General features: G+C 49.3%; 24 protein-coding genes and 1 pseudogene. 12 read left to right on the forward strand and 13 right to left on the reverse strand.

Annotation, left to right across the window (positions count from 1 at the left end):
- Positions 1-20: 20 nt before the first annotated feature.
- The gene (locus OS112_11305) at positions 21-404 is read left to right on the forward strand and encodes a 5-(carboxyamino)imidazole ribonucleotide mutase (protein ID WAC05020.1); all 384 of its coding nucleotides are present in this window, start codon (positions 21-23) and stop codon (positions 402-404) included.
- 42 nt (positions 405-446) lie between these two features.
- On the opposite strand, the gene OS112_11310 is transcribed toward OS112_11305, so the two are convergent.
- The 6 genes from OS112_11310 to OS112_11335 all read right to left on the reverse strand — a co-directional run bounded on the left by OS112_11310 (position 447) and on the right by OS112_11335 (position 7,790).
- The gene (locus tag OS112_11310; protein ID WAC05021.1) at positions 447-2,213 is read right to left on the reverse strand and encodes a YgiQ family radical SAM protein; all 1,767 of its coding nucleotides are present in this window, start codon (positions 2,211-2,213) and stop codon (positions 447-449) included.
- A 69-nt stretch (positions 2,214-2,282) separates the two neighbouring features.
- Entirely contained in the window at positions 2,283-2,861 is a 579-nt protein-coding gene (locus OS112_11315; GenBank protein ID WAC05022.1) for a DNA-binding protein, read from the reverse strand.
- Between the two features lie 108 nt (positions 2,862-2,969).
- Positions 2,970-4,067 (reverse strand): magnesium transporter CorA, encoded by a 1,098-nt coding sequence (locus OS112_11320; protein WAC05023.1) that lies wholly within the window; start codon positions 4,065-4,067, stop codon positions 2,970-2,972.
- 172 nt (positions 4,068-4,239) lie between these two features.
- On the reverse strand, positions 4,240-6,069 hold the full coding sequence (locus OS112_11325; protein WAC05024.1) for a DUF2207 domain-containing protein: 1,830 nt from the start codon (positions 6,067-6,069) through the stop codon (positions 4,240-4,242).
- A gap of 12 nt (positions 6,070-6,081) precedes the next feature.
- On the reverse strand, positions 6,082-6,651 hold the full coding sequence (locus OS112_11330) for a LemA family protein (GenBank protein WAC05025.1): 570 nt from the start codon (positions 6,649-6,651) through the stop codon (positions 6,082-6,084).
- Positions 6,652-6,815: 164 nt separating this feature from the next.
- Positions 6,816-7,790 (reverse strand): EF-Tu/IF-2/RF-3 family GTPase, encoded by a 975-nt coding sequence (locus tag OS112_11335; GenBank protein WAC05026.1) that lies wholly within the window; start codon positions 7,788-7,790, stop codon positions 6,816-6,818.
- Between the two features lie 116 nt (positions 7,791-7,906).
- Here OS112_11335 and OS112_11340 point away from each other — a divergent pair, with 116 nt between their 5' ends.
- The gene (locus OS112_11340; protein WAC05027.1) at positions 7,907-8,875 is read left to right on the forward strand and encodes a lysylphosphatidylglycerol synthase transmembrane domain-containing protein; all 969 of its coding nucleotides are present in this window, start codon (positions 7,907-7,909) and stop codon (positions 8,873-8,875) included.
- A 3-nt stretch (positions 8,876-8,878) separates the two neighbouring features.
- On the opposite strand, the gene OS112_11345 is transcribed toward OS112_11340, so the two are convergent.
- Positions 8,879-9,574, reverse strand: a complete 696-nt coding sequence (locus OS112_11345) for a class I SAM-dependent methyltransferase (protein ID WAC05028.1) — start codon at positions 9,572-9,574, stop codon at positions 8,879-8,881.
- Between the two features lie 153 nt (positions 9,575-9,727).
- On the opposite strand from OS112_11345, the gene OS112_11350 reads away from it, so the two are divergent.
- The gene (locus tag OS112_11350) at positions 9,728-10,459 is read left to right on the forward strand and encodes a glycosyltransferase (GenBank protein ID WAC05029.1); all 732 of its coding nucleotides are present in this window, start codon (positions 9,728-9,730) and stop codon (positions 10,457-10,459) included.
- Between the two features lie 36 nt (positions 10,460-10,495).
- Here the strand turns inward: OS112_11350 and OS112_11355 are convergent, their stop codons facing one another.
- The 4 genes and pseudogenes from OS112_11355 to OS112_11370 form a co-directional block, all read right to left on the reverse strand.
- On the reverse strand, positions 10,496-11,818 hold the full coding sequence (locus OS112_11355; GenBank protein WAC05030.1) for a hypothetical protein: 1,323 nt from the start codon (positions 11,816-11,818) through the stop codon (positions 10,496-10,498).
- A 78-nt stretch (positions 11,819-11,896) separates the two neighbouring features.
- On the reverse strand, positions 11,897-13,033 hold the full coding sequence (locus tag OS112_11360; protein ID WAC05031.1) for a glycosyltransferase family 2 protein: 1,137 nt from the start codon (positions 13,031-13,033) through the stop codon (positions 11,897-11,899).
- Positions 13,034-13,050: 17 nt separating this feature from the next.
- Positions 13,051-14,508 carry a glycosyltransferase family 39 protein gene (locus OS112_11365; protein WAC05032.1) on the reverse strand — a complete coding sequence of 486 codons (1,458 nt, stop codon included), beginning with the start codon at positions 14,506-14,508 and terminating at the stop codon, positions 13,051-13,053.
- A gap of 209 nt (positions 14,509-14,717) precedes the next feature.
- Positions 14,718-15,663, reverse strand: a pseudogene (locus tag OS112_11370) (nucleoside 2-deoxyribosyltransferase).
- 30 nt (positions 15,664-15,693) lie between these two features.
- On the opposite strand from OS112_11370, the gene OS112_11375 reads away from it, so the two are divergent.
- From OS112_11375 to OS112_11385, 3 genes are all read left to right on the forward strand, one after another.
- Positions 15,694-16,185: a DUF367 family protein gene (locus tag OS112_11375; GenBank protein WAC05033.1), complete on the forward strand. Its 492-nt coding sequence runs from the start codon at positions 15,694-15,696 to the stop codon at positions 16,183-16,185.
- A 163-nt stretch (positions 16,186-16,348) separates the two neighbouring features.
- Positions 16,349-16,792: a peptide-methionine (R)-S-oxide reductase MsrB gene (gene msrB, locus OS112_11380; GenBank protein ID WAC06177.1), complete on the forward strand. Its 444-nt coding sequence runs from the start codon at positions 16,349-16,351 to the stop codon at positions 16,790-16,792.
- On the forward strand, positions 16,789-17,598 hold the full coding sequence (locus OS112_11385) for a YkgJ family cysteine cluster protein (protein WAC05034.1): 810 nt from the start codon (positions 16,789-16,791) through the stop codon (positions 17,596-17,598). The genes msrB and OS112_11385 overlap by 4 nt, the downstream gene beginning before the upstream one ends.
- A gap of 7 nt (positions 17,599-17,605) precedes the next feature.
- On the opposite strand, the gene OS112_11390 is transcribed toward OS112_11385, so the two are convergent.
- Positions 17,606-18,373, reverse strand: coding sequence for a site-specific DNA-methyltransferase (locus OS112_11390; protein ID WAC05035.1), 768 nt, complete (start codon positions 18,371-18,373; stop codon positions 17,606-17,608).
- A 236-nt stretch (positions 18,374-18,609) separates the two neighbouring features.
- On the opposite strand from OS112_11390, the gene OS112_11395 reads away from it, so the two are divergent.
- The 6 genes from OS112_11395 (at position 18,610) to cgi121 (ending at position 24,875) form a co-directional block, all read left to right on the forward strand.
- A complete protein-coding gene (locus tag OS112_11395; protein ID WAC05036.1) occupies positions 18,610-19,641 on the forward strand; it encodes a type II glyceraldehyde-3-phosphate dehydrogenase in 1,032 nt (343 codons plus the stop codon).
- 26 nt (positions 19,642-19,667) lie between these two features.
- Positions 19,668-20,609, forward strand: a complete 942-nt coding sequence (locus OS112_11400) for a tyrosine--tRNA ligase (protein ID WAC05037.1) — start codon at positions 19,668-19,670, stop codon at positions 20,607-20,609.
- 26 nt (positions 20,610-20,635) lie between these two features.
- Positions 20,636-21,412 carry a serine protein kinase RIO gene (locus tag OS112_11405; GenBank protein WAC05038.1) on the forward strand — a complete coding sequence of 259 codons (777 nt, stop codon included), beginning with the start codon at positions 20,636-20,638 and terminating at the stop codon, positions 21,410-21,412.
- A gap of 91 nt (positions 21,413-21,503) precedes the next feature.
- Entirely contained in the window at positions 21,504-22,049 is a 546-nt protein-coding gene (locus tag OS112_11410; protein WAC05039.1) for a KH domain-containing protein, read from the forward strand.
- 140 nt (positions 22,050-22,189) lie between these two features.
- The gene (locus OS112_11415; GenBank protein ID WAC05040.1) at positions 22,190-24,349 is read left to right on the forward strand and encodes an ATP-dependent DNA helicase; all 2,160 of its coding nucleotides are present in this window, start codon (positions 22,190-22,192) and stop codon (positions 24,347-24,349) included.
- A 4-nt stretch (positions 24,350-24,353) separates the two neighbouring features.
- A complete protein-coding gene (cgi121, locus tag OS112_11420; protein WAC05041.1) occupies positions 24,354-24,875 on the forward strand; it encodes a KEOPS complex subunit Cgi121 in 522 nt (173 codons plus the stop codon).
- Positions 24,876-25,033: 158 nt separating this feature from the next.
- On the opposite strand, the gene OS112_11425 is transcribed toward cgi121, so the two are convergent.
- Positions 25,034-25,522 (reverse strand): MogA/MoaB family molybdenum cofactor biosynthesis protein, encoded by a 489-nt coding sequence (locus OS112_11425; GenBank protein WAC05042.1) that lies wholly within the window; start codon positions 25,520-25,522, stop codon positions 25,034-25,036.
- Between the last annotated feature and the right edge of the window lie 92 nt (positions 25,523-25,614).

Genomic DNA, 25,614 nt, shown 5'->3' on the forward strand with positions numbered 1-25,614 from the left:
TATAAGTTTGGATGGCAGATATGGCAGACGTCGCAGTAATTTCCGGATCTACATCGGACAGCGCGATCGCAGACAAGGTAAAAAAGATCCTTGACGGGCAAAAAATTTCCTATGATTACCAGGTGATCTCCGCTCACCGGGACCCGGATAAACTTGATGCGTATATCAAAGCAAGCACCTGCAAAGTGTACATTGCAATTGCGGGGCTTTCCGCAGCACTTCCCGGTGTTATCGCTTCAAAGACCGATAAGCCCGTGATCGGTGTTCCGGTAAGCGGCACCCTCAACGGTCTCGACGCACTCCTCGCGATCGCCCAGATGCCAAAAGGCGTGCCTGTCGCATGCGTGGGAGTGGATAACGGAGAGAATGCGGCGTGGCTGGCAATCAGGATATTAAAACTATGATAATTCTATTTTTAATCCTCGCAATCATACTGGCAATGAAATTCAATAAAGGAGGGGTGTGCCATCCCGTCCGGCAGCCTTCATTCCCTCATTGACAAGCGATCGGTTCTTTGGATCGCGATACTGCAGCAACGCCCGCTGTACCTTTTTCTCATGGCCTTTTGGAATATAAACCGGTGCGAGTGTAAACGGATTGAGTCCGGTATAATACATACAGGTGGAAACGCTCATCGGTGTGGGCGTGAATTCCTGCACCTGCTCGGTATACAGGTTGTGGTCATGGATATAAAACGCGAGGTCGACCATGTCATTTACCGTGCATCCGGGATGCCCCGACATAAAATATGGAAGAAGATATTGGCGCTTTCTCCTGGTCTGCTGGATCTTCTCAAACCTTTTACGAAACGCTTCAAACACATTACCATCCGGCTTGTTCATGCAGGATGTGACATTTTGGGAAATATGCTCGGGGGCCACCTTGAGATGCCCCGAAATATGGTGCTCGCAGAGTTCAGACAGATATTCCATGTCATCCGCAGGGACAAGATCGTACCGTACCCCTGAGCTCACAAATACCTTCCTGACCCCGGGGATATTTTTCAATCGACGTAAAAGCTCCAGCTGCCGGACATGGCTTGTAGAAAGGTTCGGACATGCCAGAGTGCACCGTTTATCCGGGCATGTACCCCTCGTTTCCCATTGCGGACAGTAGAGCCCGTACATGTTTGCTGTCGGCCCCCCGATATCCTGAACGATTCCTTTGAATTCCGGCATCCGTGCCATGCGCTCCACTTCCCGTACAATTGATTCCTCGCTCCGGCTCTGGATGATCCTTCCCTGGTGGTGGGTGAGAGCACAGAACGAGCACATGCCAAAACATCCACGGTGACTGGTGATGGAGAACTGCACTGGTTCAAGGGCGGGGACGGGCAGTCGGTATGACGGGTGCACCCTGCGGCTGAAGGGCAGTTCATAGACATGGTCAAGTTCTTTAGTTGTAAGAGGATTTGCGGGAGGGTTCTGGATAATTATCGTCTTTGGATGCGGCTGGGCAACTGTACGGCCCCGTACAGGGTCCTGTTCAGCATAATGTAAGGCAAATGCCCGGGCATATGTGGTTTTGTCCTTTAAAACTTCTGAAAATGGGGGTAGTTCGACGATGTCTTCCCGTGAAAATCCGCGCCACTCTGAGATTTCCATTTTATACGCTGTGCCGGAAATATCCCGGATCCGGTCTGCGGATTTGCCCGCTTCAAGCGACCGGGCAACCTCGCATACCTGGCGCTCGCCCATGCCAAAAATGAGGAGGTCTGCAGGTGCATCGGCAAGTATCGATTGCCGAACCCGGCCCTGCCAGTAATCATAGTGGGCAAACCTCCGCAGGCTGGCTTCGATACCACCAAGGACGATAGGCACATCCGGGTAGAGAGCATGGACCCGGTCTGAATATACTATGGTTGCGCGATCGGGCCGCCGGGGGATGCCACCGGGTGAGTACACATCCTCACTACGCCGTTTAAGGTTTGGCGTGAAACTGTTCACCATCGAATCGACATTTCCGGATGACACCCCGAAAAAAAGGCGGGGGGCGCCCAGCTTGATAAAATCCCGGTCAGATTTTTTGTCCGTCTGGGCGATTATGCCAACGGTGTATCCCGCATCCCAGAGCACCCTTCCGATCAGCGCAGTCCCAAATGACGGGTGATCAACATATGCATCACCGGTCAACAGGATAACATCAAACTGGGAGATGCCAAGCCTACCAGCTTCCATTTTTGACATCGGAAGGAACGGGGGTTGCGGGATCATGCTGATATAATCAGCATGTGAACCCGCAGTATAAATAATTCCGGGATTTTTAGAGAAAACAGTAAGGGATCAGCGCTGTGTCAGGTCCCGTATGATATCTGCCAGACCCGTAGGCAGTTCATCCTTGGGTTCAGGAGTGGGTGCATCTGGCAGATCAACCCGGGTCGGTTCGGATTTTTGGGGTTTATTTTCTTCATCTTCCTTTTCCTTATTGCCAAAAACAGGGAGATTTGTCTGGGTATGTTTGTCAAACTCGCGTCGTCCTTTCAGACCTGAGAATTCAAGGATGACCGCTTCAACGATAAGATACGTCGTCGCTTTCTCCCGCAGGCAGCCGGTAAGGGCATGCCCTGCACGCCCGACAGAGGCATGGTAATGGATATGCGGCCCGTCTTCACCGGGATATATCGTGCCAACCCCGAACACCTCCCAACCCCCTTCAAACATAACAAAATGGGGGACGGGGGGGATAACGGGCTCTTCGGGACCGGTGACCATCCTCCCGTTCATCAACGCCCCAAGGAAAATGACAGACCCGGACTCAATGCCCTTGTCAGTTATGAACCGGCGCATCGAAACGAGAAAATCCTCGCCGTCATCAATGCGCACCACAAAGACTCTTCCGATCTGCCCCTCCGCATATTGCATAGTATCAGGTTCCCTTCTTAAGGTTCATATTGTTTGCGTGAAGGTTTATCCGGTACCCTGATTCAGGGGATCTCCTTTCTTTAACATCCATGAGTGAATGTTATACTATCAATCGGGCTGGGATGGCAGCAGGCCAAGCCGTTTTACAGCAAGGTACGCAACGATTGTGGAAACAACGGTGGATATGACAATGACTGCAAGGTAAAGAGGCCTGTCTTCCGGAGTGAACTGGAACATTGGGTTCCCTGCAACCGTTGCGATTGTGTTTGGAACGAGAAGCGCGGTACCGATAATTGCGAGATAGGCTCCCAGAAGTGCCAGTTTGTTATTCAGGATCTGGAGCTGGTTATTGTATATAGACTGGAGCACTTCAAGACCGCTTGCAAGGACTTCGGAAAGGTGCTCTGCAAGCCCGATCTGCGCCTGCACCTCGGCAATCAGCGCATTGATGCGGTCGAGTATCTTTTCCTCATCGGTCATGAGCTCCGCATCCCCGTACCGCAGCGAGCTTAAGGTATCGACAGTTGCCCAGAGCCCGCCAAGGTACACAATCAATGCATGTTTCATCTCGTAGATCTTGGGGCCGATCACGTCCCTTGGGGTTTTGGGATCCGTAAGTTCACGGCTCAGCTGGTCACCATGCCCTTCGATGCTTGCAAGGTAATCGAAGTTCCGGGAGTTGTTCTCATCGATGATCCTGATGAGCAGCAGGGTGATCTTATCCCCGGGGAGGCTGCCAACAGGGATCTTCCGCAGGAATGTTTCGGCATAGCGCCGCACCCTGAAAAACCGCTTTACTTCGCGGGTGTGGAGCGTTACAATAAAATTGTGCCTGATAAGGATGAAAAGCGGTTCAAGCCTGACGTCAAAACCCTGCATAAAAATCGCCGGGATCAGGAGACCGAGTTCATCGTCAAAGTCTTCATACCCGTTCCTCTGGTCCTTGAGGAGGTTTCGCATTAAAAGGTCGGAAAACCCAAGCGCGGTTGCTGTCGCCATCACCTCCTGTTCAACATCATCGACAACAAAATCGATCCAGCCTATTTCGGCATCTTTGATAAAATCGCGCAACTCGTTAATATTCCGGGACTCAAAGCGATAGGTGCCGCCTGATTTCCTGACGGCGCAGAAGCCTTTCTCCCCGTATATGGGCGATGTCTCCTGAGTCTCCCCGAATGTGACCTTGTTCTCCGATTCATCTCCCATAAAGGAGTGATCGTGCTGATCCATAAGATAATTTTCCTTTTATTGCAATATTGTACAATGAGAGGGCTTTTTTTCAATAATGGGGGGAATATCAAGGAATTCTGAAAATAAAGAAGATTTTCGGGATTTTTTGCGGTTTTTAATGGGATGTGGCGGTTCAATAAACGGGAGATTATCTTCCACCCGCGCCACCACCGCCAAAACCTCCGCCGCCACCAAAGCCGCCACCACCGCCGAACCCCCCATGCCCTCCGGAACTGCCATGGCTCGGGGGGGAAAAGTACATGAGCGGGACAAATGCGTGGTTTATTCCCACAACACCAACAGGGACTCCTGTCTCGGGCATGCTGACATTCAGTGCCTTCATCGCGCGTTCCACGCTTTCACCCATACCGAGTGCCGTGCCATACACAAGCCATTCACCCCACATCGAGAGGTCTGCAGGGGAATACTTTTTCATCATCGCAAGGTCAGAGAGGAAGTGGGCAAAGGACTCCCATTCCAACCTTTCCTTATAACGGTCGTCCTTCCAGTGACCAAAGAGGGTGGACGGGGCAAAAACAGCAATTATTGTCTGGATGAGCATGATTGCATAGAGAACCACAGCCGGAATGAGCAGGGCAGACTGCATAGGCAGCACAAATACAAGGATTATGGATATTGCAAGAAGTATGATCGTGCAGAGCAGGACGGGGACAATATGCTCCCTGCCGTCAACAATGTACTGGGCCGGAAGCGCCGGGTCCGCCCGTCCGGTGACATCCTTGAGCATCCGCTGGTACTTCAGGGCTTTTTCTTCGGAAGCAGTATTTTTCCGGGCATCTTTTGCCAATGCCTCAATCCGTGTGGTATCAAGCATCCCGTTCTCCGACACTCCCGCAATGAAGTTGAGGACCCGCTGTTCATAAGGATCAGCGGATATGGAAGAAAGGATCCTTATCTCAATTCCCTTTCCACCCGGTTTTTCTGTGATATTGATAATCTTTTTACGGTGCAGGTCAAGGAGCGTCGCATAATACCCGTCCTCATCAAAATCCATTGCGTCGTCTTTGAAGAGCAGGTTCACCTGCCAGGGCCTGAGATCCGGATTTGGGATTGTGCTCAGGTATGCCGGCACCCCGTACTCTTTCTCCCTGCCATACCGGTTGTATATGAGGACAAAGACAATGGGCATGAGAATAGCCAAAAGCTTCGCCAGAAGGTTGAGTGCGATTGCCCCGTAATAGGAAATATTGTACCAGAATGCGGCAGACCCGGTCTTTCCTTTCACGTCATTTACCTGGGTCCGGAACGCCAGCATTCCTAAAAATGCTTCTTTTCCCGTCAGGAGTTCAATGGCAAGGATCTCGTTTTCCGAAACACTGCCGGTGATCACATAGGTATTCCCCGATTCCGCAACATTCAGCATCGGGGGATACACATAGATGTTATCCACAGACCGGGACGGGATGATGATCCTGACGTTACGGTAAGGAATATGGGATTCGCCCGCAAGTTTGAGGTTGAGGTGGGAATGGTACGAGTCGTACTCCAGCGGGGGGTGGAGGGAGGAGGAGTACCCGGCCGTATAGTGCCCGGAGTCGAAATAAGAGGGTTTGAAAATGCCTGCTTCATTCAACTCGGGCCTAAAACCGCTGGAGTAATGGGGCGGACTGCTGCCGGTCGCACCCGGTATCGTTACATCCCCCTTGTCATCCTTGATATACCCAATGGTCCCTGCAGGTGCCTGCATTGAAACAAATTCGATGTTTGGGTAGGTGGCCCCATTGAGCGTGAGCGGTACTTCCCAATGCCGGTACAGCATGCGGTACTGGCCGGAATTTTTCACATCATAGGTATACTGTTCAGTGAATGTGCCATTGTCATAAAGCACCGCTTCGTACCGGTCAACAACAAGGTCACCTTCAAACAAGGGAGGTATAATGGTGACAATGATTAGCCCGATAACTCCCAGTAGCAGGGAGATCCCAACAAGCCATGCAAGCTGCCGTGTTTCGCCCACAACAATTACCCTTTAGAATTCGATTTTCGGGGGTGTCTTGATCGCTTCCTCGAACTGGAGGTACTCGAGCTTGATGAACCCTATTAAGCGCCCGATAAAGTTCGACGGGATGGTGTCCATCATGGTGTTGAATTCCTGCGATATATTGTTAAAAGTGTAGCGCTGACGTGCGATCTCGTCCTCGAGTCCCTTGACGGAGTCCATGAGGTTCATGACCGTTGTGTTGGTCTTGAGGTCGGGGTAATTCTCGGCGACTGCCAGCAGGCGCCCGAAGATTGAACGCGACTCAGCTTCGACTTTGTTCAGATCGCCCGGGCCCGCGGTTGCGACACTGGCACGCATTGCGGTGACTTTTTCGAGCGTTTCCTTCTCAAATTTAGCATAGCTCTTCACCGCTCCGAGCAGCTGGTCGATCATGTCCAGCCTTTTTTTCATGGCGACACGGATCTGGCCGAGGGTTGCCTCAGACGAGTTTTTCAGGGTATAAAACCGGTTGTAGATGCCGATCGCCCAGAAAATAATGCCCACAAGGACAAGGGCTATTACTCCAAGGACGATCCATGGGATCAATGACTCAAACATAGTTTATCAGAACAAAATGAGGGGAGGTACTTATTTAAGGTGTTGTGCCCGTTGACGTCAAACGTGAGATGGGGCAGGAGTGGCAATTCCCTGAAACGTGCCCAGTGAGAGAGAACATAATTTCAATTGCGCTTGTTTTTGATATTTAGGATAAGGTTCACCTACTATGCCGGCAACTTGAGCGTTCCCATGACCCGGAGCTTTCCCCCTTCAAGATAGTGCAACACTGCATGGGCATGAGGGGGAAACACAAGCGCCTTATCCATGCTCACGGTCAGTGTTGGCATCCTCCAGTTACCCCCAACAACGACGTTTTCCAGCCGGCCGGGTAAAAACTGCATCCAGTGGCCGACATAGATAACCATGCCCGGTTTGAGAGGTGTGGGCCAGTATTTTACAAGGGCTGCCTTTGCGGTAATCGATGAGGCGGTTTTAATCGAGGGGTCGTTTGTCAGGACGTAGCCACGGTCGAGGTCCTCTGCATCAATGTTTTTAAGGGAGAGGCCCACCCGGTCCCCGGCAACAGCGTTTTCGGCGTCATCATCATGCTTCTGGATGGACCGGATCTGGGCCGTCTTTCCGGTTGGGAGGACTTTGAGCGTATCATGTTTTTTGATGAGCCCCCGTGTCACGCAGCCGAGGACAACGACACCGACGCCCTTCACGTTGAAATGGTGATCAACTGGGACTGCACCATTTCCGCCGCCGTCCTTGGTTTTCTGGTGTGAGGTCATTTTTATTGTAATACCGATCAGTTTGTCGCGGAGCCCCGCCATATCCTCCTCCATTATGTCGTAATGTTCAAGCACGGTCCCACCGATGAGCGGGGCTATCTGGTCGATGGTGACATAGTTTTTGAGGATAATGATTCCCGATGATTTTCCGGCGCTCTGTATCATCAGCACGCACTCCCCGAACCGGGCATTGATCTCATCGACCACCAGGATGACGCGGTCTGCAAGGGATATCGCATAAAACAGCGAGGATAATTTTTCCGGATACCGCGTTGGCTCGATGAGAGTGACAGTTGCATCACCCTTCTTCATGTTATAAAAAGTAATGTCGCTGGTCGTGCCTTTCTTTCCCAGATCCTTTGCGTAATCCGGCGGGGCAAGGACGGCAACGGTGAGGTTGGACATGCCTGAATACTTTAGCGGTGATGATTATTAGGATTTAGGGTCATAAAAGGAGAGATTTGATTGTTTATACATATCATAAAAACTAATTACTCTTCGGAAGACAGATGTGTGAGCAAATGAAGGGAAAAATAAAAATTTTAAGTCTGCTTGGCATCGTTCTTTTTCTCATCATCCTTTCTCGGATAAATCTCGGTGCACTTGTCGATATTTTTGCCCATATAAATTTACCTCTGCTTTTCATGGCTTTGCTCGTAAATGGTGCTGCAATCGTTTTGAAATCGCTCAAGTGGAAGATCATAGTAAATTCAGTAAAAAATGATTTTACCTTAAAAGAAAGTATAAAGGCATTTTTTGTTGGTTTTTCCTTTTCTACCATCACTCCGGCAAAGCTTGGAGATTTTATCAGGGTATTGTATATACAGGATGACGGCTGCGGCCTTGGGAAGTCACTTGCTACGGTTGTGATCGATCGATTGATTGATATTATCTTGTTGTTTTCTATCGCCTTAGTGGGCGTATACGGATTTTCCGTGTTCTATCATATCGAAATCATTTCAGTAAGCACCTTTGCTCTTCTCATAGTGGGTATTATCGCGGGTATCTATATTGTGCTTAATAAATCGGTTCTGTCTGCACTGCTTAAACCATTTTTCAATCTTTTTGTACCACAACACCTTAAAGGCAAAATCTCTCTTTATTATAATGATTTCTTCACAGGATTGTTCGCTTTTTATCTCGACCATCGGAGGTTTTATTCCAGTATCTTTGTTGGACTCATATCATGGATTCCCCCTTTCATCTATGGGTATCTGCTTGCGCTTTCGATCGGTATAGATGCCGGTATCTTCTTTTTTATTCTTGTTATTCCCATTATCAGCCTGCTTGACCTGCTTCCGATCAGTATCTCAGGCATCGGGACCCGCGATGTGGCTCTAATCTTTCTTTTTGGCCTAAAAAGTATCTCACCAGAACAGGCTGTGGCATTTTCCTTATTGTACCTGTTTATGAGCTACTGGCTGATTGCACTCATTGGTGCGGGTGTATATTTCAGGTATCCCATAGAGATTCCCAAAGATCTGAGGTAAATATTACCCGTTTTTCCGTGCAATCACACCAACCGTGTAGGCATAATATTGTTTTTTGGGAAAAGCCCGTTCAATCACCCCTATTCTCTTTCTCAACGTAAGTGGCAGGACTTCCCGGTCATTGGTTGCCAGCGGGGGCAGAGCCTGCAGTCCGAATATTTTTTCTGTGGTTAACCCGGCCTGTCGCATAGCATTTTTAATACGGCGCGGGGAGTAATCCTCTTCATACCCGAATTCAAAATTTTTTACCAGCACCGCTACGAATTTACCCGCTTTATACCAGAGGCAAAGTGTATTTGGGACAATAATAATGACCTTTCCGTAAGGTTTTGTTATACGTGCCATTTCTTTTATTGCAGCGACATTCTCCGGATCCTTGAAATGTTCGATAACCCCGGAATTATACACCAGATCAAAGGTGTTGTCACCAAATGGCATGTTAAAAATACTTCCCAGTACCGGATATCTGCAATTATTCTGTGCCAGTTTTAATGCAGCCTTTGAAATATCAAGTCCGTACGTTTCATGTCGCTCTGACAGGGGAAATAGTGTCTGTCCTGTTCCGCATCCGGCTTCAAGGACCTTCGAACCCATGGGAAGATCCTTTTCAACTTTCATCATAAAATCGAGATATTTGAGGCTGTAATCACTGGTAATCAGGTTTTTTGTCCAGACTTTTTCCCAGATTTCTTCTTCCATGGAACAGGTCACACTCGGATGATGAACATATTGTTTGGAGTGCTATATCCTCTTTATGAATCGGGGGATCAGTAACGGGTCGATATATGTAAAATTACAGAACAATAGTAACGAGGTTTTAAAGGTGTCCTGATAAAGATCATATGAGCTTAAATGATCTCGATTATAATCCCCCTTTATAACGAACGAGCCAACATTATCCATTACAATAATGACCTGTTTCCAATAATTGATGAAATCGGAAAAAAATATGGCGAAATTTTTGAATTTATTTTCGTTGATGACGGAAGCAGGGACGATACAGTTGAGAGAATAGAGGAAGCCGCCAATAAACGACCTGATACAAAAATACTCCATCACGAGATAAATAAAGGGATGGGGAACGCAATTAAGACCGGCCTTTCTGCAAGCAGTGGAGAACTTATCATCACTATGGATGCTGATCTTACTTTCCGGCCGGTTGATGTGGCAAGGCTGATAGAAAAATATCGTGAAACACATGCTGACTGCATATCCGGTTCCCCATATCTTGAAAAGGGTCTGATGGAAGAAGTTACCCCGTTCAGGCTGCTGATGAGTAAAACAGTGAATTTTCTCTACCGCCTTCTTTTAAGAAGTCATATCACTTGTGTTAGCCCTATATTCAGGCTCTATAAACGCCGTGTTCTTTCAGAGATGCAGATTACGAGTAAAAATTTTGAGATCAATGCGGAAATTATTTCAAAACTACTCATTAGTGGAAAAACAGTTGTGGAAGTACCGGTTCCCCTTCTGAAAAGGAAGTATGGGAGCTCTAAAATTAACGTTAAAAAAGAGATAAAGAATTACCTGATGCTGTTATATAAAATTTTCCGGACAAAATACCTCCACAAGGAATGGGTTTAACCAAAAAAACAAGAATAAATTATCTATTTATTTGTTTTATATCCGATTTTTTTGTATTTGGTTTATGATTTCCAATGGTTGAATCACATAGTACATCAGGAGTAAAAGAGATGCGTACTGGATAGTGAAGAAGAACAATGTCAGGTACCAGTCTGAAGATCCTACGGGATTTGTATATTCAAGATTGGTATAGAACCTCCCAAACATCAGAGGGAACTCAATATATGCAAAAACCTGCGTCAGATAAAACAGAATTATCTTGTAAAGGTCATCAGCTGCCAGCAGACAGAGAAATGGTGTGAACCATACAATATACTGGGGGCTGTGGAATTTTGTGAAAAATACTACCGAAAAAATTGCACATAATAATATTTTCAAAAGTGTTATCGGTCTCTTTTCAGTATCAATATAAGCAAAATAGAAAAGAATGAGGAATACAACACCCATCATCATGTACATCAAAGTCGAAACTACTGTCGATGTAATTCCAAGATGTCCTACATCATTTAAATACGTATAAATGGTAAATGTCGCGGTATTTACGTAAACCCCGACGCTCGAACCAGTTGCGAACAGGTATGTCCCGATAGCTTCGTGACGAACGAGAACAAGCGGTACCAAAAGAATAAAGGATAAAGGAATGATGACTTTCAAAGCCGTAATTAATTCCTGTTTTATCGAAGTTTTTTTTGCATTAAATAAAACCATGAACGGAAATGCAAGTGCCGGGAATATTTTTGCAAAAAAACCAAGGCCCGCAAAGAGATACCCTCTCATGTTCATCCCATATAAAGTAAACATCACAGCTGCCATGAGAAGGCAAGTTGGAAATGCGTCAAATTTCGTCAGAACAAAATAGGCCGTAGAGAATGCCGTTGCGTAGATAAGCCCGGCTTGATATGCGGTTTTTTCATCCCAGATTTTAAGCGCGATGAAATAGATGCAGAGAATGGTGACAATATCACACAAGACCATGAGCAGCTGGAAAGTGTACACAAATGCCATTGCACTCTGTAACGCAAGGGCTGGAATAAAGGCTATTGTAATGGGAATAAAAATCAGGACAGGATAATCAAAACTGTAATCAATATATGGTAATTGCCCCTGAAGCACTTTGACCGCATGCTCAAAATAGAATCCAATATCAAAAAGGTCAATAAAGGAGTTGAATACCAAAGGGGTGAGAGTGAGAACCAAAAATTTTGTTACCAACGAGGCAAGGATGAGATAAAATATATGTCGTTTAACCATATTCCGGTCAATATTGTCAAATTCGAATTCAAGAAAAATTAAGGGAGCCTTTCCTTTTTTTCCCTTTTTTACTGATGCTTCAAGGGCATCCTTATTTTTCTTACCCATATACATTCTCCATTCCTGTTTTATCGTGAATTTTTCAAAGATGCTTATTGTTAAAGGAATAATTTCGGCCTTCTCTTATTATAACAACCGATTTTCTGAGAAAGTGCGTTGAGTCCGTGTCCAGGTAATTCGGCGGTTTACAAAGAAATTCCATATGAATGCAACCAGTATCCCGACCAGATTGGAAACAAGATAATACACGCCAAATATACTGGTAAGGAGCCAGAGTATCCCGATATTGATTACAAGCCCTCCCGCGGATACTATATGAAATGCGACAAGGCGATGCCACCTGCTCGATAATTTGTGATCCCCTGCTGTGCGAAACGTCCAGAGATCATTCCAGAGAAAATTATTCAGGATTGACAGCTCGACTGCAAAAAAGCTGGCCTCGAGGTAATACAATCCTGCATATTCTTTGAGATAATACAGGACCCCCATATTCACGATAATACCGGAGATTCCGACCAACCCGAACTTGAACACTCTTTTCCATTCCCTCCACGCAGCGCTGTGGTGATGGAAAAACGAGTGGAGGGTGATGTCGGTTACCTGTTGCGCATATTCAATGATAGTTTTGATTTTCAGTTTGCTTGAACCAATTTCCCGGTCAACAAACTCGAATGGAATCTCTTTGTCTTTTTTCCAGGTTCCCTTTCCCAACACCTCAAGCAGGATCTTGTAGCCTTTGGGTTTCAGATGTGCGTTTGACACAACATCCTTTCTGATTGCAAAAAAACCGCTGACGGGATCGGTAACATCCGGAAAAAGAAGGCGCCCTAAAAAGGTTGCTCCCAAGGAAATAAATCTCCGTTTTAATGGCCATTTCTTTATTCCCCCGCCCTCCATATACCGGCTCCCGATAACAACATCATTGCCAGCCCGGATTTCATTGTACATTTTAGGGATGAGCGCGGGGGGGTGAGAGAAATCAGCATCGATGACAATAAAAACGTCAGATGATGCGTGTGAAAAACCATCGGCAACAGATTGGGAGAGGCCATGGTCGCTCTCGCGGACAAGGATGTCCACATTTTCTTTTATTCTTTTAAGGTCGTTCACAATGGAGATGGTAGTATCTGACGAATTATCATCAACGACCAGTATCTGCCCATTGAGGGCGTTTTTCTTTAAGACCGCATCGACTGCCATAACGATTTTGCGGATATTTGCTTCTTCGTTGAAGGTGGGTATAATTACGGTCAGGTCGTACATTGTGATTCAATCCAAACCTAGGATGAGGCAAATAAGTATATTCCAGTATTCTGGGTGACGGAATGGGTATGCCCCTGGATCCAAGCAACCGCATCACCATTCGGGTTTGCAGATACGATATCACTGGTGACTACAATATACATCGTATTGTTTCCTTTCTGCAGATGAATTGCATCGAAATCTCTTGCGGTGTCTGCATGGAATTCGATCGTACCGTCCGTGCTGTTGGTGTAATAGAAATCGAATGGCTGGTAGATATATCCGGGTGCAACAACGACCAGATCTCCGGGTCTTGTGAGTTGTGATATCTGGCCAGAGAAGCCTCTCCAGTCCTCTTTTGAGTACCCGGAATAATAGGTTACCAAAGCAGGTGCGGAAATAATGAAAGCAAATACAATGAAACCATAGACAATCGCTTTGCTGTTACTAAGAGTCCAGAACAACCGATATGAGAGTGCAACACCAAGGAAAAATATGATCGTCAGGAAGATGAGATACCGGGGAAGCATGGGGATCCTGTATGACAGAAAATCACTGATTAAAAATGTGAGAACGGTTATCGAAACAAGGAAAATGCCCTTGTTTTTATCCAGAGAGAATGCTTGGTAGATTCCAAGAAAAAACAGTATCATCAGGGGAAGGAACGAGAAATAATAAAATCTTTCAGAAAACCCGGAAATCTGTATAAAGGTCTCGGTGATGATCCCAAGCCCCTGAATCCCGAATGTCGGTGCAGATGCAGTCCGTTTGGCAAACAGCTGGATCATGATAATAATGAGCGGGAGGCAGATGAGACCAAAAACCACACCGCCTGCTGCAATAGGCCGGACTGTGCTGATATCCTTTCGGATTTTTGGAACGAGTTCATATAAACCGTACAGCACGAGCGATCCGATCATAACCAGCGCGTAAAAATGGGACCAGAAAGCGAGTGCAGAGAGAAAACCAAAAATGGCCCAGTGTTTGATATCATTTGTTTTTAAGGCTTTCAGGTAAAAGACCATGGCGAATGCTATAAAAAAGAGCATCATGGAATATGCCCGTGCTTCCTGTGAGAAGAAGATCAGGAATGGCGAGAAAGTACAAAAAGCGGCCGCGATAATTCCGGTATTCCGATCGAGAAATTCCTTTCCGATAAAGTATACGAGAGGAATTGTAAAGACACCGAGCAGTGCCGGAATGAGACGTAGAATAACTTCACTATTTCCAAACATGAGCATGATATGCTCTGTCCAGTAAAAGAGGGGGGGGTTGAATTCCCCGCCGGCAGTCACCTGCCAGATTTCCAGAAAAGATCCTTTTGATATAGTATATGTCGAGGCCTCGTCAAGCCAGAGAGAGTTGAAGCCAAGATTATAAAAGCGCAGGAATGCGCTGATGAGGGTGAGAGCAAGAAGGAGCTGCACATACCGGCTCCGTCTCAGAAGGGAGAAGAGAGTGCCGGGGGAAAGAGGGGCTAGGGGGTCGTCATTCAAAATTCCATTCCTGTCAAGATCACAATCGCTGCTGTTTTCGGTTTTTTTACCTTTTTGACGCCCTTCCTTTCTCATTCCCATCGCAATCATTAGCTATTTCGTAATTATTGGCATATAGTTTACTCAGTCGTGGAGATCTGAAAAAACCGGGGATCCTGAAAACGGGCGTATCAAGGTGGAACGTAAAAATTTGGCTTGTTTTTCCGAAATTAGCAAAGCAGGGGAGATTTCAACAACCTCAGCAGGTTATCCCTGCTCGTAACCACAGTCGCCGACTGCTCGAGCATCAGGTTCACATGTTCGTGGGTTCCGACTTTGCGAAAATCGGTCCTGAGCGCAAATACCGGTTTGTTGAGCCCGCTTGCGTATCCCATCTCCCATGCAGTCCCCGAATCAGCGTCCGCACCATCGATAATGGCTACAACCGAATCCACCTCATGAAGCCGGTTTGTTGAGCCCGCTTGCGTATCCCATCTCCCATGCAGTCCCCGAATCAGCGTCCGCACCATCGATAATGGCTACAACCGAATCCACCTCATGAAGGGCTCTTTTATTCTGTTCATAGATCCGGGCATGCGTTGTCAAATCCCGGTGAGCATCATCGTCACCGGTTTCCTGCGGGACATACACTTCGAACAGGTGCTGCCTGAGGAGACTGGCGAGAGCCGTATTGTAGGATCGTTCCGATTCAGAAAAGAGGGGGGCTGCAAGATAAATTCTGTACTGGCAGAACTCTGATACATCGACCGCTTTAATCTTGGGAAATCGTGCGAGAAATACTCCACGCCCCTCTCTTTTTGGCGGTTCGTCCCCGGTACTACCGTAATAGGTGGTTGTCACCCCGCAGGTGGGGGACGAGTTTACCCCGATGATACAGAGCGGGGGGCCCCGTGAAGCAACAACGTCATGCACACGGGATTCAAGAACGTCCATCATGCACCCAAAGCCATGCGTGTTCAGGCGTTCCAGAAATGTGCCGGGCTTTCTCTCTGCTCCAAGGTACAGCGTCTCGGGACAGGGAAGAGGGACGGCTTCGATTCCAAACCGCGTGCACCTTTCAATAGCACCGCGGAACATTTTGAGATCGGAAGGTTTAGTGATCCCCTCTGCACGCAGTGCGGGGTTCAGGATGCAGGGGCACACCAGCACGTACATTGATAGTGACTTGGTTCCCACAGATCATCAATGATGCCCCTAATTGCCTACCGGGACAACAGCTGCGACCCCCGGAAATGCACGGTGAAAAAACTCGAAAAGTCGGGGTTCGTCAGGATTGTTAAAAAAATTTCCCAAATCCCGCGAAATACCCTGCTGCTTGACCCAACGGCAGAGCGGGCACTCTCTCCTGCAGATAAAACGGTTAAATCCATCACTGTGCTGGACTGTTCATGGGAAGTGCTGAACACCGGCGCGGTTAGCGCGTGGCGCATCCGGCGAGCTCTCCCATTCCTTGTCGCGGCAAACCCGGTGAACTTCGGCAGACCCTGTATGTTGTCATCGGTGGAGGCACTTGCAGGGGCGCTGTTCATCATCGGGGAGGAGGAGCAGGCGCGCGATATCCTTGGAAAAGTCAGCTGGGGGATACGGTTTCTTGAGGTGAATAAAGAACCTCTTGAACTCTATGCCAATGCAAAGGACAGCACGGAAGTCGTGACGATCCAGGAGCAATACCTCTGACCATCTCCAACTCCCGGAATATTGCGATGATTAGGAAGGTATGGTGTATCAGGGAGCAAATCCTTAATTGAGCTGGACGGGAATGTGATTGCATGACGACAGGGGCATTGGAGATGCGCGATCCAAGGGGCCGGTAATCCGGGGATACTTTATGGCCGCTGTAATGACGATTCCGATTTATTCTGTCCGCACCGGACGGGTGGAGAATCTTATACCCGTGATAAAATCCGAGGATGTGTGGAGGGGGTTCCTAACTCCGCAGCAGTTCGATGTCGTTCGGAATAGAGGCACCGAGCTGGCCTTCACCGGTGTCTACCATGACTGTAAGAAAAGGGGGATATACCAGTGCGTCTGCTGCGGGACAGACCTGTTTCTCTCGGATGCCAAGTTTGATTCCGGCACGGGTTGGCCCAGCTTTTCAGCACCGGTATCTGACCATAACGTCAGGGTTGTGACTGATCGTTCCCATGGGATGGTCAGGAATGAAGTACTCTGCGCCCGCTGCGGTGCCCATCTTGGCCATGTCTTTGATGATGGCCATCCGCCAGCGAACAAACGGTACTGCATGAACTCTACATCACTCAACCTGGTTTTGAACCTGCCATGAAATTCCAAACCGACCGCCCCTCTGGCACATCCCGCAATACTCCAACACCTCTGCAGGTACGGGAAGATACATGCACCGATCGCGTAATCCCTGGGATCAGTTCCCGGCTTGCCGCACTGCGCAGCGATATGTTTTCGGTATCTGATTACCCTGCCGGAAAGCTTGCAGAGATCATCCGCGAAGTCGGGTTTGCCTGCGACTGCTGCACAAAGTGCTGCACAAAGGAGTTCAACGACCATGTCTTCCTTCTCGATAAAGACGCCGCTGTGATTAAAGGGATCGCTCCGGAAGCCCTCATTCCGGCACCTTACTTCGAGCTCTGTGACCAGAACGGACGGTTCTATGACTCCGGCTATGCCCTGCGGACACGGGTGGACGGGTTGTGCTTTTTCCTGAATGGAAACCGGTGCCGGATCTACGAGAACCGGCTCTCTATTTGCCGGATTTACCCGTACATGCTCCACCGCGAACCGGATGATGACGGCATTGTCGACTGGCGGCAGATCAGCGGACTGAACAAACACGGGACCTACCACAACGAGATCCCTGTTGCAGAGAGTATCGCAATCGCGCAGGAGGTAAAGGATTACGAGATTGCGTTCCTTGAGCAGACCATCCGGTTCTACGGGTTCATGTGTGGGTACTTTGCAGAGAACGGGCTCCGGCATGTCCGGAAAGTGTACGATGACCGGATGCGGGCGTTCAGGAAAGGAGATGAGATCGAAGTGTTCGTCCTGTATGACGGCCGGTTGGAACCGTGGAGGATGAAGGGGGATGAGGCGGTGCTGGGAAATGGCACTTCTTAGAAGTTAATTAATTGCCGGTTTCCTTCCGGATCCTCTCCAATGCAATCCGGCAATACTCCTCATCCAGATCAATCCCAACCGACCTCCGATTACAGCGGCATGCCGCGACCAGCGTACTCCCGCTGCCCATGAACGGATCGAGAATTGTGTCACCGACATAGCTGAACAGTTTCATACAACGCAGGGGCAGCTCGACCGGAAACGGCGCCGGGTGGTTTACCCTCTTCTTGCTCTCACCGGAAAATGTCCAGAGACCGTTGGTCCAGTCCATAAACTCCTGCCGGGTGATATCACTCTTCCGGCCGGCAGCCGGGCGTTTCCAGTTTCCTTTGTACAGCACAACGATCAGCTCCACCGGCGCAATCACAAACGGTGCCGACGGGCTCATCCATGATCCCCACGCGGTCCGCCGCGAGATGTTCCCCTCGTTCCAGATGATCGTGGAATGGTAGGAGAGCCCGGCCTCCTTGGCAATCACAGTGAGATCCGCGCCGACACTCTGCTGCCCGCCCTTGTTCTTGTCAAGCGGGATGTTAAGGCAGAACCTGCCCGAATCGGCAAGCCATCTGTGACAGCGTGACATCCATTTCTTCGAAAACGAGAGATATTCCTCATATGAGCCTCCGTCATCATGGTTGCCATAACGGATATCGACATTGTAGGGAGGTGACGTCACGATGAGATCAACACTCCCGTTTTTCACCTGCCGTGTCGTAAGAACATCGTCGTTGATGATCCTGAGCCTGTCGTTTTCGAAATAAACCAAAGACGTCAATACGCTTCCTGTTTTTCTATCGGTGCTCAAGGGTCAAGTAACCAGCGTTTTTGAATGGTGATTTCCGGCAAGCGGGATAGTTCTGAATAATTCTATCAACGTTCTTTGGGGCTTCGGCTCACGCCCTCGCCTCCTTGAACGTAAGTTCACAAAAATCTTCCTGTACAAAATGAGGAAATTCAATATCAGATTTTATTTCAGATACCTTTTTCATTGCCGGAACAATGTAAGATTGTATGATTAGGGTTGCCATCAACGGGTACGGCACGATTGGCAAGCGCGTGGCCGATGCGGTTGCCGCCCAGAAGGATATGAAGGTCGTAGGTGTCTCCAAGACCCGGCCAAACGCGGAAGCCTTTGTTGCAAAACAGCGTGGGTACCCGCTCTTCATTGCTGACATTTCCAAAAAAGCAGCGTTTGAAAAGGTCGGGCTTAACGTCGCGGGGTCAGTGGAGGACATGCTGAAGACTGCAGATGTAGTCGTGGATGCCACACCAGGGGACGTGGGTGCAACGAACAAGCCACTTTACGAGAAACTTGGGATCAAGGCTCTCTGGCAGGGCGGCGAGGACCATGAAGTCGCCGGGTTCTCTTTCAACTCCGACTGCAACTACAAGGACGCCATCGGGAGGCAGTTCGTCCGCGTTGTGTCGTGCAATACCACCGGCCTGTGCCGGATCATCCATACCATAGATAAGGAGTACGGTGTCGCCCATGTTCACGCAATCATGGTACGGCGCGGGTCGGACCCCGGCGAGATCAAGAAGGGACCGATCGATGCTGTCGTGCTCGACCCCGTGAGCGTTCCCAGCCATCACGGCCCCGATGTGCTGACGGTACTCCCCCACATCTCGATCACCACGATGGCGATGATCGTCCCGACGACGATGATGCACATGCACGCGATCCAGATCACGACGAAAAAGGATGTTGCCCGCGACCGGGTCATCGAGCTCATTAAAAATCACCCGAGAATGGGGCTGGTAAAAAAGAGCGCTGGGATCAAGAGCACCGCGGAGCTCAAGGAATTTGCAATGGATCTGGGGCGACAGCGTTCTGACCTGTACGAGAACTGTATCTTTGAGGATTCCATCTATGCAAACGGCAGGGAACTCTGCTTTTTCCAGGCAATTCACCAGGAAGCAGATGTCGTGGTCGAGAACATCGACGCGATCCGGGCGATGATGACAACGGAAAAAGATGCAGCAAAATCTGTCAGAAGGACCAACGATGCACTCGGGTTCACCCCGATCCAGAACAACCATTAACAACCACAATCACCCATTATTTTCAGATGGACGCATACGGACTGGCTACACGCAATACAGTCGAGGTCGTCACCGAAGATGACCTCCGGTCACTTCTTAAAAAACCGGGAAAGAAAGTGTACGCAGGTTATGAACCGAGCGGGGAGATCCACCTCGGTCACCTTGTCACGGTCAATAAGCTCGTCGACATGCAGGCTGCAGGATTTGATGTCGTTGTCCTGCTTGCCGACCTCCATGCCTTCCTGAACCGGAAGGGGACGATGGAAAAAATAGGTGAGCTCGCTGAGTACAACAAGCGATGCTTCGAGGGGCTGGGGCTTAAAAACGTAACATATGTCCTTGGATCTGATCTCCAGCTCTCAAGAGATTATGACCTGCTGGTGCTCCAGCTTTCCCAGCAGATCACCCTGAACAGGGCGATGCGGAGCATGGATGAAGTCGGGCGGCAGATGGACCACCCCACCGTCTCCCAGATGATATACCCCCTGATGCAGGCCGCCGATATTGCTATGCTCGGTGTCGATGCAGCAGTTGGGGGAATTGACCAGCGCAAGATCCATATGCTCGCCCGTGAGCACCTTGTCAACTTCGGGTATCCCGCACCGGTCTGCATCCACACCCCGATCCTGAACGGGCTGGACGGCAAAAAGATGTCCTCGTCGCAGGGAAACTACATCTCGGTTGCAGACAGCGAGGATGAGATCCGGAAAAAATGCCAGAAAGCGTTCTGCCCCCCGGAAGTTACAGAGAACCCCGTGCTGCAGATCTTCCAGCACCACATTTTCCCTCGGTTGCCAGAGGTTACCCTCAGGCGGCAGGAGAAGTTCGGGGGTGACAGGTCCTTTACCGGTTATGCGGAGATTGAACGGGCTTACCAGAATGGTGAGATCCATCCGCTTGACTTAAAGAAGACCTGCGGTGATTGCTTAACCGAGGTGCTCAACCCGGTCCGTGAATATATCAGATAAACCAGAATCAATATGGTGGATGTCCCGTGCGCATAGAAAAAAAGGAGGAGGGATTTGATTATAAACTCGAGGAGATGGGCGTCCGCATCAAGGACGCTAACCAGTTCAAGGTCCGGGAAGACGTCTTTGATGAGGTCACCCTTCTTGCCCTCTACAAACTGGTGCACAAGAAATGGATCTCGGCTATCGGGGGTTCCATCAGCACGGGCAAAGAGGCCAATGTATTTTACGGGGAAAGGGATGGTACGGGCATTGCCATCAAGATTTATCGTATCCGTACAGCAAACTTCAATGCCATGAGTTCCTATATCACCGGTGACCGCAGGTTTGCCAGTGTCAAGAAGAACAAAAAAGACCTGATTTTTGCCTGGACCAAAAAAGAATTTTCCAACCTTGTGCGTGCCCGTGACGCCGGAATTCCCGTGCCGGAGCCGCTCGTCTGGGACCGGAACCTCCTTGTGATGTCATTTATAGGTGAGGGGGAACGCCCGTATCCCCATCTACGCAACGCGGAGATCGCTGATCCCGACGGCCTCTATGAATGCATTATCGGGTTTATCGGTACGCTCTATCATAAAGCAGAACTTGTGCATGCTGATTTAAGCGAGTTCAACATCTTATATGGTGACAAACCCTATATCATCGATATGGGCCAATCGGTCACCCGCGACCATCCCCGTGCGTTCCAGTTCCTGATGCGGGATATCAAAAATATCAACCGGTTCTTTGCACAATATTGTGACGTGCAAAGCGATCTGGATGTCTTTAACAAGGTGACGGGGTTAAATACCATGGAACCATGATACCGGACGGATGATGCAATTAATATTAAAAGGGTATGCGGAAGATGAGCCAACTATCTTTTCAAAAGACCATGATACCGGGTGAATTTTCATGATGCAGGAAATAAAAATGTCAGGGAGCAGGATTGGTGCGCTGATCGGCAAAGGTGGCGAGACCAAGAAACTGCTCGAGACCAAAACCAACACCACCATCACCATAGACAGCAAAGAGGGCGCGGTAAAAGTTGAGGGTTCGGATGAGAATGCCGTTCCCCTGCTCCGTGCCGTTGAGACCGTCAATGCAATCAACCGTGGGTTTTCGCCGGAGCGTGCCTTCGAACTGCTTGACGATGAAGACCTCCTCCTTGACATGATCGATCTCTCCGGGCTTGCCGACAATCCGCGCCAGCTTGACCGGTTGCGGGGCAGGATCATCGGGAAAGACGGGCGTGCACGGGAACAGATCGAAGACATGACGGATGTGGAGATCTCTGTCTTTGGCAAAACCATCGCGCTCATCGGCTATCCGGAGCAGCTCAAAATCGCCCGCACGGCCATCGATATGCTCATCGAAGGGGTTCCCCACGAGAACGTCTTTGCCTTCCTTGACAAAAAGAAGAAAGAGTCAAAGCAAAACATGATCAGTTATTACTACTGACGGGCCATGAAAGCCATGTTCAAGAAGACTATATATTTATTGTGATTTGTTTCCAGTGGAGATAATAACCCGCCAAATGACCCGATTTGTGGAACGTAACGATATTATTGACCGTTTGAATGGAATGGAAGGGGTTTCCAGTGCTCGTACGTGAAATCGCAATCCCGGCAGATCTCAAGGGACAGTATGAACGGTCAGGCATTATTGAGCTCTACCCACCGCAGGCGGACTGCATAAAAAAGGGAGTCTTTGAGGGGAAAAATCTCCTCATTGCGATACCCACGGCAAGCGGCAAGACCCTTGTTGCCGAGATGGCGATGCACCACCATATCGCAAGCGGGGGAAAATGCCTCTATATCGTCCCCTTGAGGGCACTTGCGACCGAAAAATTTGAAGAGTTCAAAGGAAAGGGGGTGCGGGTCGGTATCTCAACAGGAGATTTTGACAGAAGGGATGATGCACTGGGCAGGAACGATATCATCGTTGCGACAAGCGAGAAGGTAGACTCCCTCCTGCGCAACAGTACCGGGTGGCTTGAAGAGATCACGTTACTGGTTGTCGATGAGGTGCACCTGATCGATTCTGATGACCGGGGACCAACGCTCGAAATGGTTATCGCAAAGATGCGGTTTAAAAATCCCCAGATGCAGATTGTGGCATTATCCGCGACGATTGGCAACCCGCAGAGTCTTGCCGGGTGGCTGGATGCAGAACTGGTGACGGGGACGTGGCGTCCTGTTGACCTCCGGCCTGGCGTTTTTTACAATAACAGGATTTTTTTTCATGATTCGACAAGGCCGGTCAAGCCCGTATCAAAAAATTACGATGACATAAACCTCTGTCTTGACACGATAGCCGAAGGGGGCCAGTGCCTTGTCTTTGTCTCATCCCGCAGGAATGCGGAAGCTTTTGCAAAGAGAGCGGCATCGACGATCAACGGTGACAGCCCGGAACTCAATGATCTTGCAGGACGGCTGAAGGTGATTGCGGAAACGGAAATGGATAAGGTGCTCGCAGCATGTGTGGCAAAAGGTGCTGCATTCCACCATGCCGGACTGCGCCGTGAAGCGCGTAGTCTTGTTGAGGGGGGGTTCCGGCGTGGGCTGATCAAATGCATTTCATCCACACCGACGCTTGCTGCCGGCCTCAACCTGCCGGCACGCCGCGTCATCATCCGCGATTACCAGCGGTTTTCAGCAGGGGAGGGCATGCAACCGATCCCCGTCGGCGAGTACCACCAGATGGCCGGGAGGGCAGGCCGGCCCCACCTTGACCCGTACGGAGAAGCCGTCCTGATCGCAAAGGACGAGGGGCAGGTTGAGGAGCTCTTCGCATGGTACATCGATGCTCCCCCTGAAGACATTCATTCAAAATCGGCGGATCCCGCTGCTCTCTATACCCATGTCCTCTCCCTTGTTGCATCCGGATTTACAAAAACCCGTGGCGAGCTTGCTGAATTCATGGACCGAACCTTCTATGTCCATGAAAACAGGAAAGCGAGGTTGATCCAGAGATCGGTAGATGCGGCGCTTGCATTCCTTGTATCCTCCGATATGATACTGGAAGTTGGCGAACATCTTGGGGCAACAGAGTTCGGATCACTGGTATCAAGGCTCTATATTGACCCACGGAGCGCGGAGATGATCGCCCGTGAGTTGCGTACCGTCCAGCATTACTCTGACCTTGGACTGCTACAATTGATCTGCTGCACACTGGATATGCCTACCTTGTATGCCCGAAATTCAGATCTTGGGACACTTTCGCGGGTACTGGAGAAGAGTGCGGACCAGATATGGATTCTTCCCCCAAGGAACCCTGATGATGAGGAGGCGTTCTACCGGTCCCTTAAAACAGCTCTGCTTTTATCCGACTGGGCAAACGAACTATCCGATGAAAAGATCTGCGAACGGTACTCAGTAGGGCCAGGCGACATCTATGGTATGGTGGAAAGCGTGAACTGGCTGCTGCATGCAACCGCTGAGCTCGCGAGGATGTTCAGACCCCCATTCCACATCCCAATCCGTGAATACGAGATCTGCATGAAGAACGGGATCCGCCGCGAACTGCTGCCGCTGGTGAAATTGAGGGGGGTCGGCCGTATCCGTGCCCGCAGGCTGTTTAACAACGGAATCACGAGCCCGGACGGAATCCGGGGGGCCGGCATCGAACAGGTCACAAAGATACTCGGGCGCGGTATTGCAGAGCAGATCTTTGAACAACTGAAGGGAAAACAAGCCCGCACGGATACAGGCGGCGGGGGTTCCGTTGTTACCCAGGTCTCCCTGTCAGAGTTCCGGTGAGATCATGAGCCCTGCAGATGATTCATGGGAGATCAGGAATGCGGAGTTTGATGTCGATGACCGTGACCGGTTCCTCTCTGAGCTGCGCAGGATTGCGCGGGATGCAGGGGCTACCATCGTCTGTTTCAACGCGGACAACCTTGCCGGAAGGCGACATGCGGAGTCGGCGATCCGTCACGCCCTGAGGTCCTGGAATACAGGGTCTGCAGTTGCAAACTCGTTTGAGATGGAGGCGCTCCTGTTTGCATCCGGGAACAGGCAGTGTTCTGTAGCTTCTTCCTTTGGCGTTCATTCCGGCCACAACCATGCTTATATCTGCTGTTGTCCTGCGGTTGCTGGCATCTGGGATGCACTTGCATTAATGGTTCAATATGCCGGAGAGCCCGGGGATCATCTGAGTGCGGAACGCAGGGCGAGGCTCAAAGAACTTTTCTCTGTGTCGGATGATGAGATTTCCGCAGCCGGGGAATCGAGTTTCACCGATCTTATCCTTGAGCGTGTTGCGCTCCTTGCAGTTTATCGCTAGGTGTTTTTTCCCGGCCGTTATACCTGATGGATAGTAAAGTGGAAATTTTGGTTTGCCATGGAATGTTTGTTTGTCGTTATAGTAACGCACATGATCTGTCTCTTTGATGGCCAATGCATCTGCAACTGCGGCGGTCCTGCACACTCCAAAAAAGTTACTTATTTTATTGCGTGAGACATGATGTGGACGATCTCCGGAACAATCAGCTGGCTTGTGGCAAGCCTGACTGCTGCAGTTGATCCCGGGATGCAGAAAATGACATGCTGCTGGTAGATACCGGCCACCGCCCGGGAGAGCATGGATGATGTCCCGATCTCGTCAAAGCTTTTTAACCGGAAGAGTTCTCCAAACCCGTCAATGACCTTTTCCAGCAACGGCGTTACTGCTTCGATAGTGCAGTCATCATGGGTAAGACCGGTGCCGCCATTGATGATGATACAGTTTGCATGGGATGCAGCTTTTACAACTTCAGATCGGATCGCTTCAATACGGTCCGGTACAATCGCATAATACCCTACCGGAAACCCGGCATCTTTCACAATTTCCGTAATTGTCATTCCACTTGTGTCCGTATCAGGCTTTCTTGAACTGGATACGGTGATGATCCCAATAGTGATGGCGAGTGGTTTGAGATGCTCCGGTTTCATAGTTATAAAAGTATTGTTTATTGATTGTTAATAAATTCGAGAGTTCGTTGTTATTTTTCAAAATGCAGTTCAAAATACAGTGACCCCTTTGT

Source organism: Methanoregula sp., assembly GCA_026625165.1.
Taxonomy (GTDB): domain Archaea; phylum Halobacteriota; class Methanomicrobia; order Methanomicrobiales; family Methanospirillaceae; genus MVRE01.

What these genes read in the sequence shown, in the direction of transcription:
- OS112_11305 (WAC05020.1), top strand. Translation starts at nt 21, where the DNA reads ATGGCAGACGTCGCAGTAATTTCCGGATCTACATCGGACAGCGCGATC.
- OS112_11310 (WAC05021.1), bottom strand. Translation starts at nt 2,213, where the DNA reads ATGATCCCGCAACCCCCGTTCCTTCCGATGTCAAAAATGGAAGCTGGT.
- OS112_11315 (WAC05022.1), bottom strand. Translation starts at nt 2,861, where the DNA reads ATGCAATATGCGGAGGGGCAGATCGGAAGAGTCTTTGTGGTGCGCATT.
- OS112_11320 (WAC05023.1), bottom strand. Translation starts at nt 4,067, where the DNA reads ATGGGAGATGAATCGGAGAACAAGGTCACATTCGGGGAGACTCAGGAG.
- OS112_11330 (WAC05025.1), bottom strand. Translation starts at nt 6,651, where the DNA reads ATGTTTGAGTCATTGATCCCATGGATCGTCCTTGGAGTAATAGCCCTT.
- OS112_11335 (WAC05026.1), bottom strand. Translation starts at nt 7,790, where the DNA reads ATGTCCAACCTCACCGTTGCCGTCCTTGCCCCGCCGGATTACGCAAAG.
- OS112_11340 (WAC05027.1), top strand. Translation starts at nt 7,907, where the DNA reads ATGAAGGGAAAAATAAAAATTTTAAGTCTGCTTGGCATCGTTCTTTTT.
- OS112_11345 (WAC05028.1), bottom strand. Translation starts at nt 9,574, where the DNA reads ATGGAAGAAGAAATCTGGGAAAAAGTCTGGACAAAAAACCTGATTACC.
- OS112_11350 (WAC05029.1), top strand. Translation starts at nt 9,728, where the DNA reads ATGATCTCGATTATAATCCCCCTTTATAACGAACGAGCCAACATTATC.
- OS112_11355 (WAC05030.1), bottom strand. Translation starts at nt 11,818, where the DNA reads ATGGGTAAGAAAAATAAGGATGCCCTTGAAGCATCAGTAAAAAAGGGA.
- OS112_11360 (WAC05031.1), bottom strand. Translation starts at nt 13,033, where the DNA reads ATGTACGACCTGACCGTAATTATACCCACCTTCAACGAAGAAGCAAAT.
- OS112_11375 (WAC05033.1), top strand. Translation starts at nt 15,694, where the DNA reads ATGATGCCCCTAATTGCCTACCGGGACAACAGCTGCGACCCCCGGAAA.
- msrB (WAC06177.1), top strand. Translation starts at nt 16,349, where the DNA reads ATGACGATTCCGATTTATTCTGTCCGCACCGGACGGGTGGAGAATCTT.
- OS112_11385 (WAC05034.1), top strand. Translation starts at nt 16,789, where the DNA reads ATGAAATTCCAAACCGACCGCCCCTCTGGCACATCCCGCAATACTCCA.
- OS112_11395 (WAC05036.1), top strand. Translation starts at nt 18,610, where the DNA reads ATGATTAGGGTTGCCATCAACGGGTACGGCACGATTGGCAAGCGCGTG.
- OS112_11400 (WAC05037.1), top strand. Translation starts at nt 19,668, where the DNA reads ATGGACGCATACGGACTGGCTACACGCAATACAGTCGAGGTCGTCACC.
- OS112_11410 (WAC05039.1), top strand. Translation starts at nt 21,504, where the DNA reads ATGATGCAGGAAATAAAAATGTCAGGGAGCAGGATTGGTGCGCTGATC.
- cgi121 (WAC05041.1), top strand. Translation starts at nt 24,354, where the DNA reads ATGAGCCCTGCAGATGATTCATGGGAGATCAGGAATGCGGAGTTTGAT.
- OS112_11425 (WAC05042.1), bottom strand. Translation starts at nt 25,522, where the DNA reads ATGAAACCGGAGCATCTCAAACCACTCGCCATCACTATTGGGATCATC.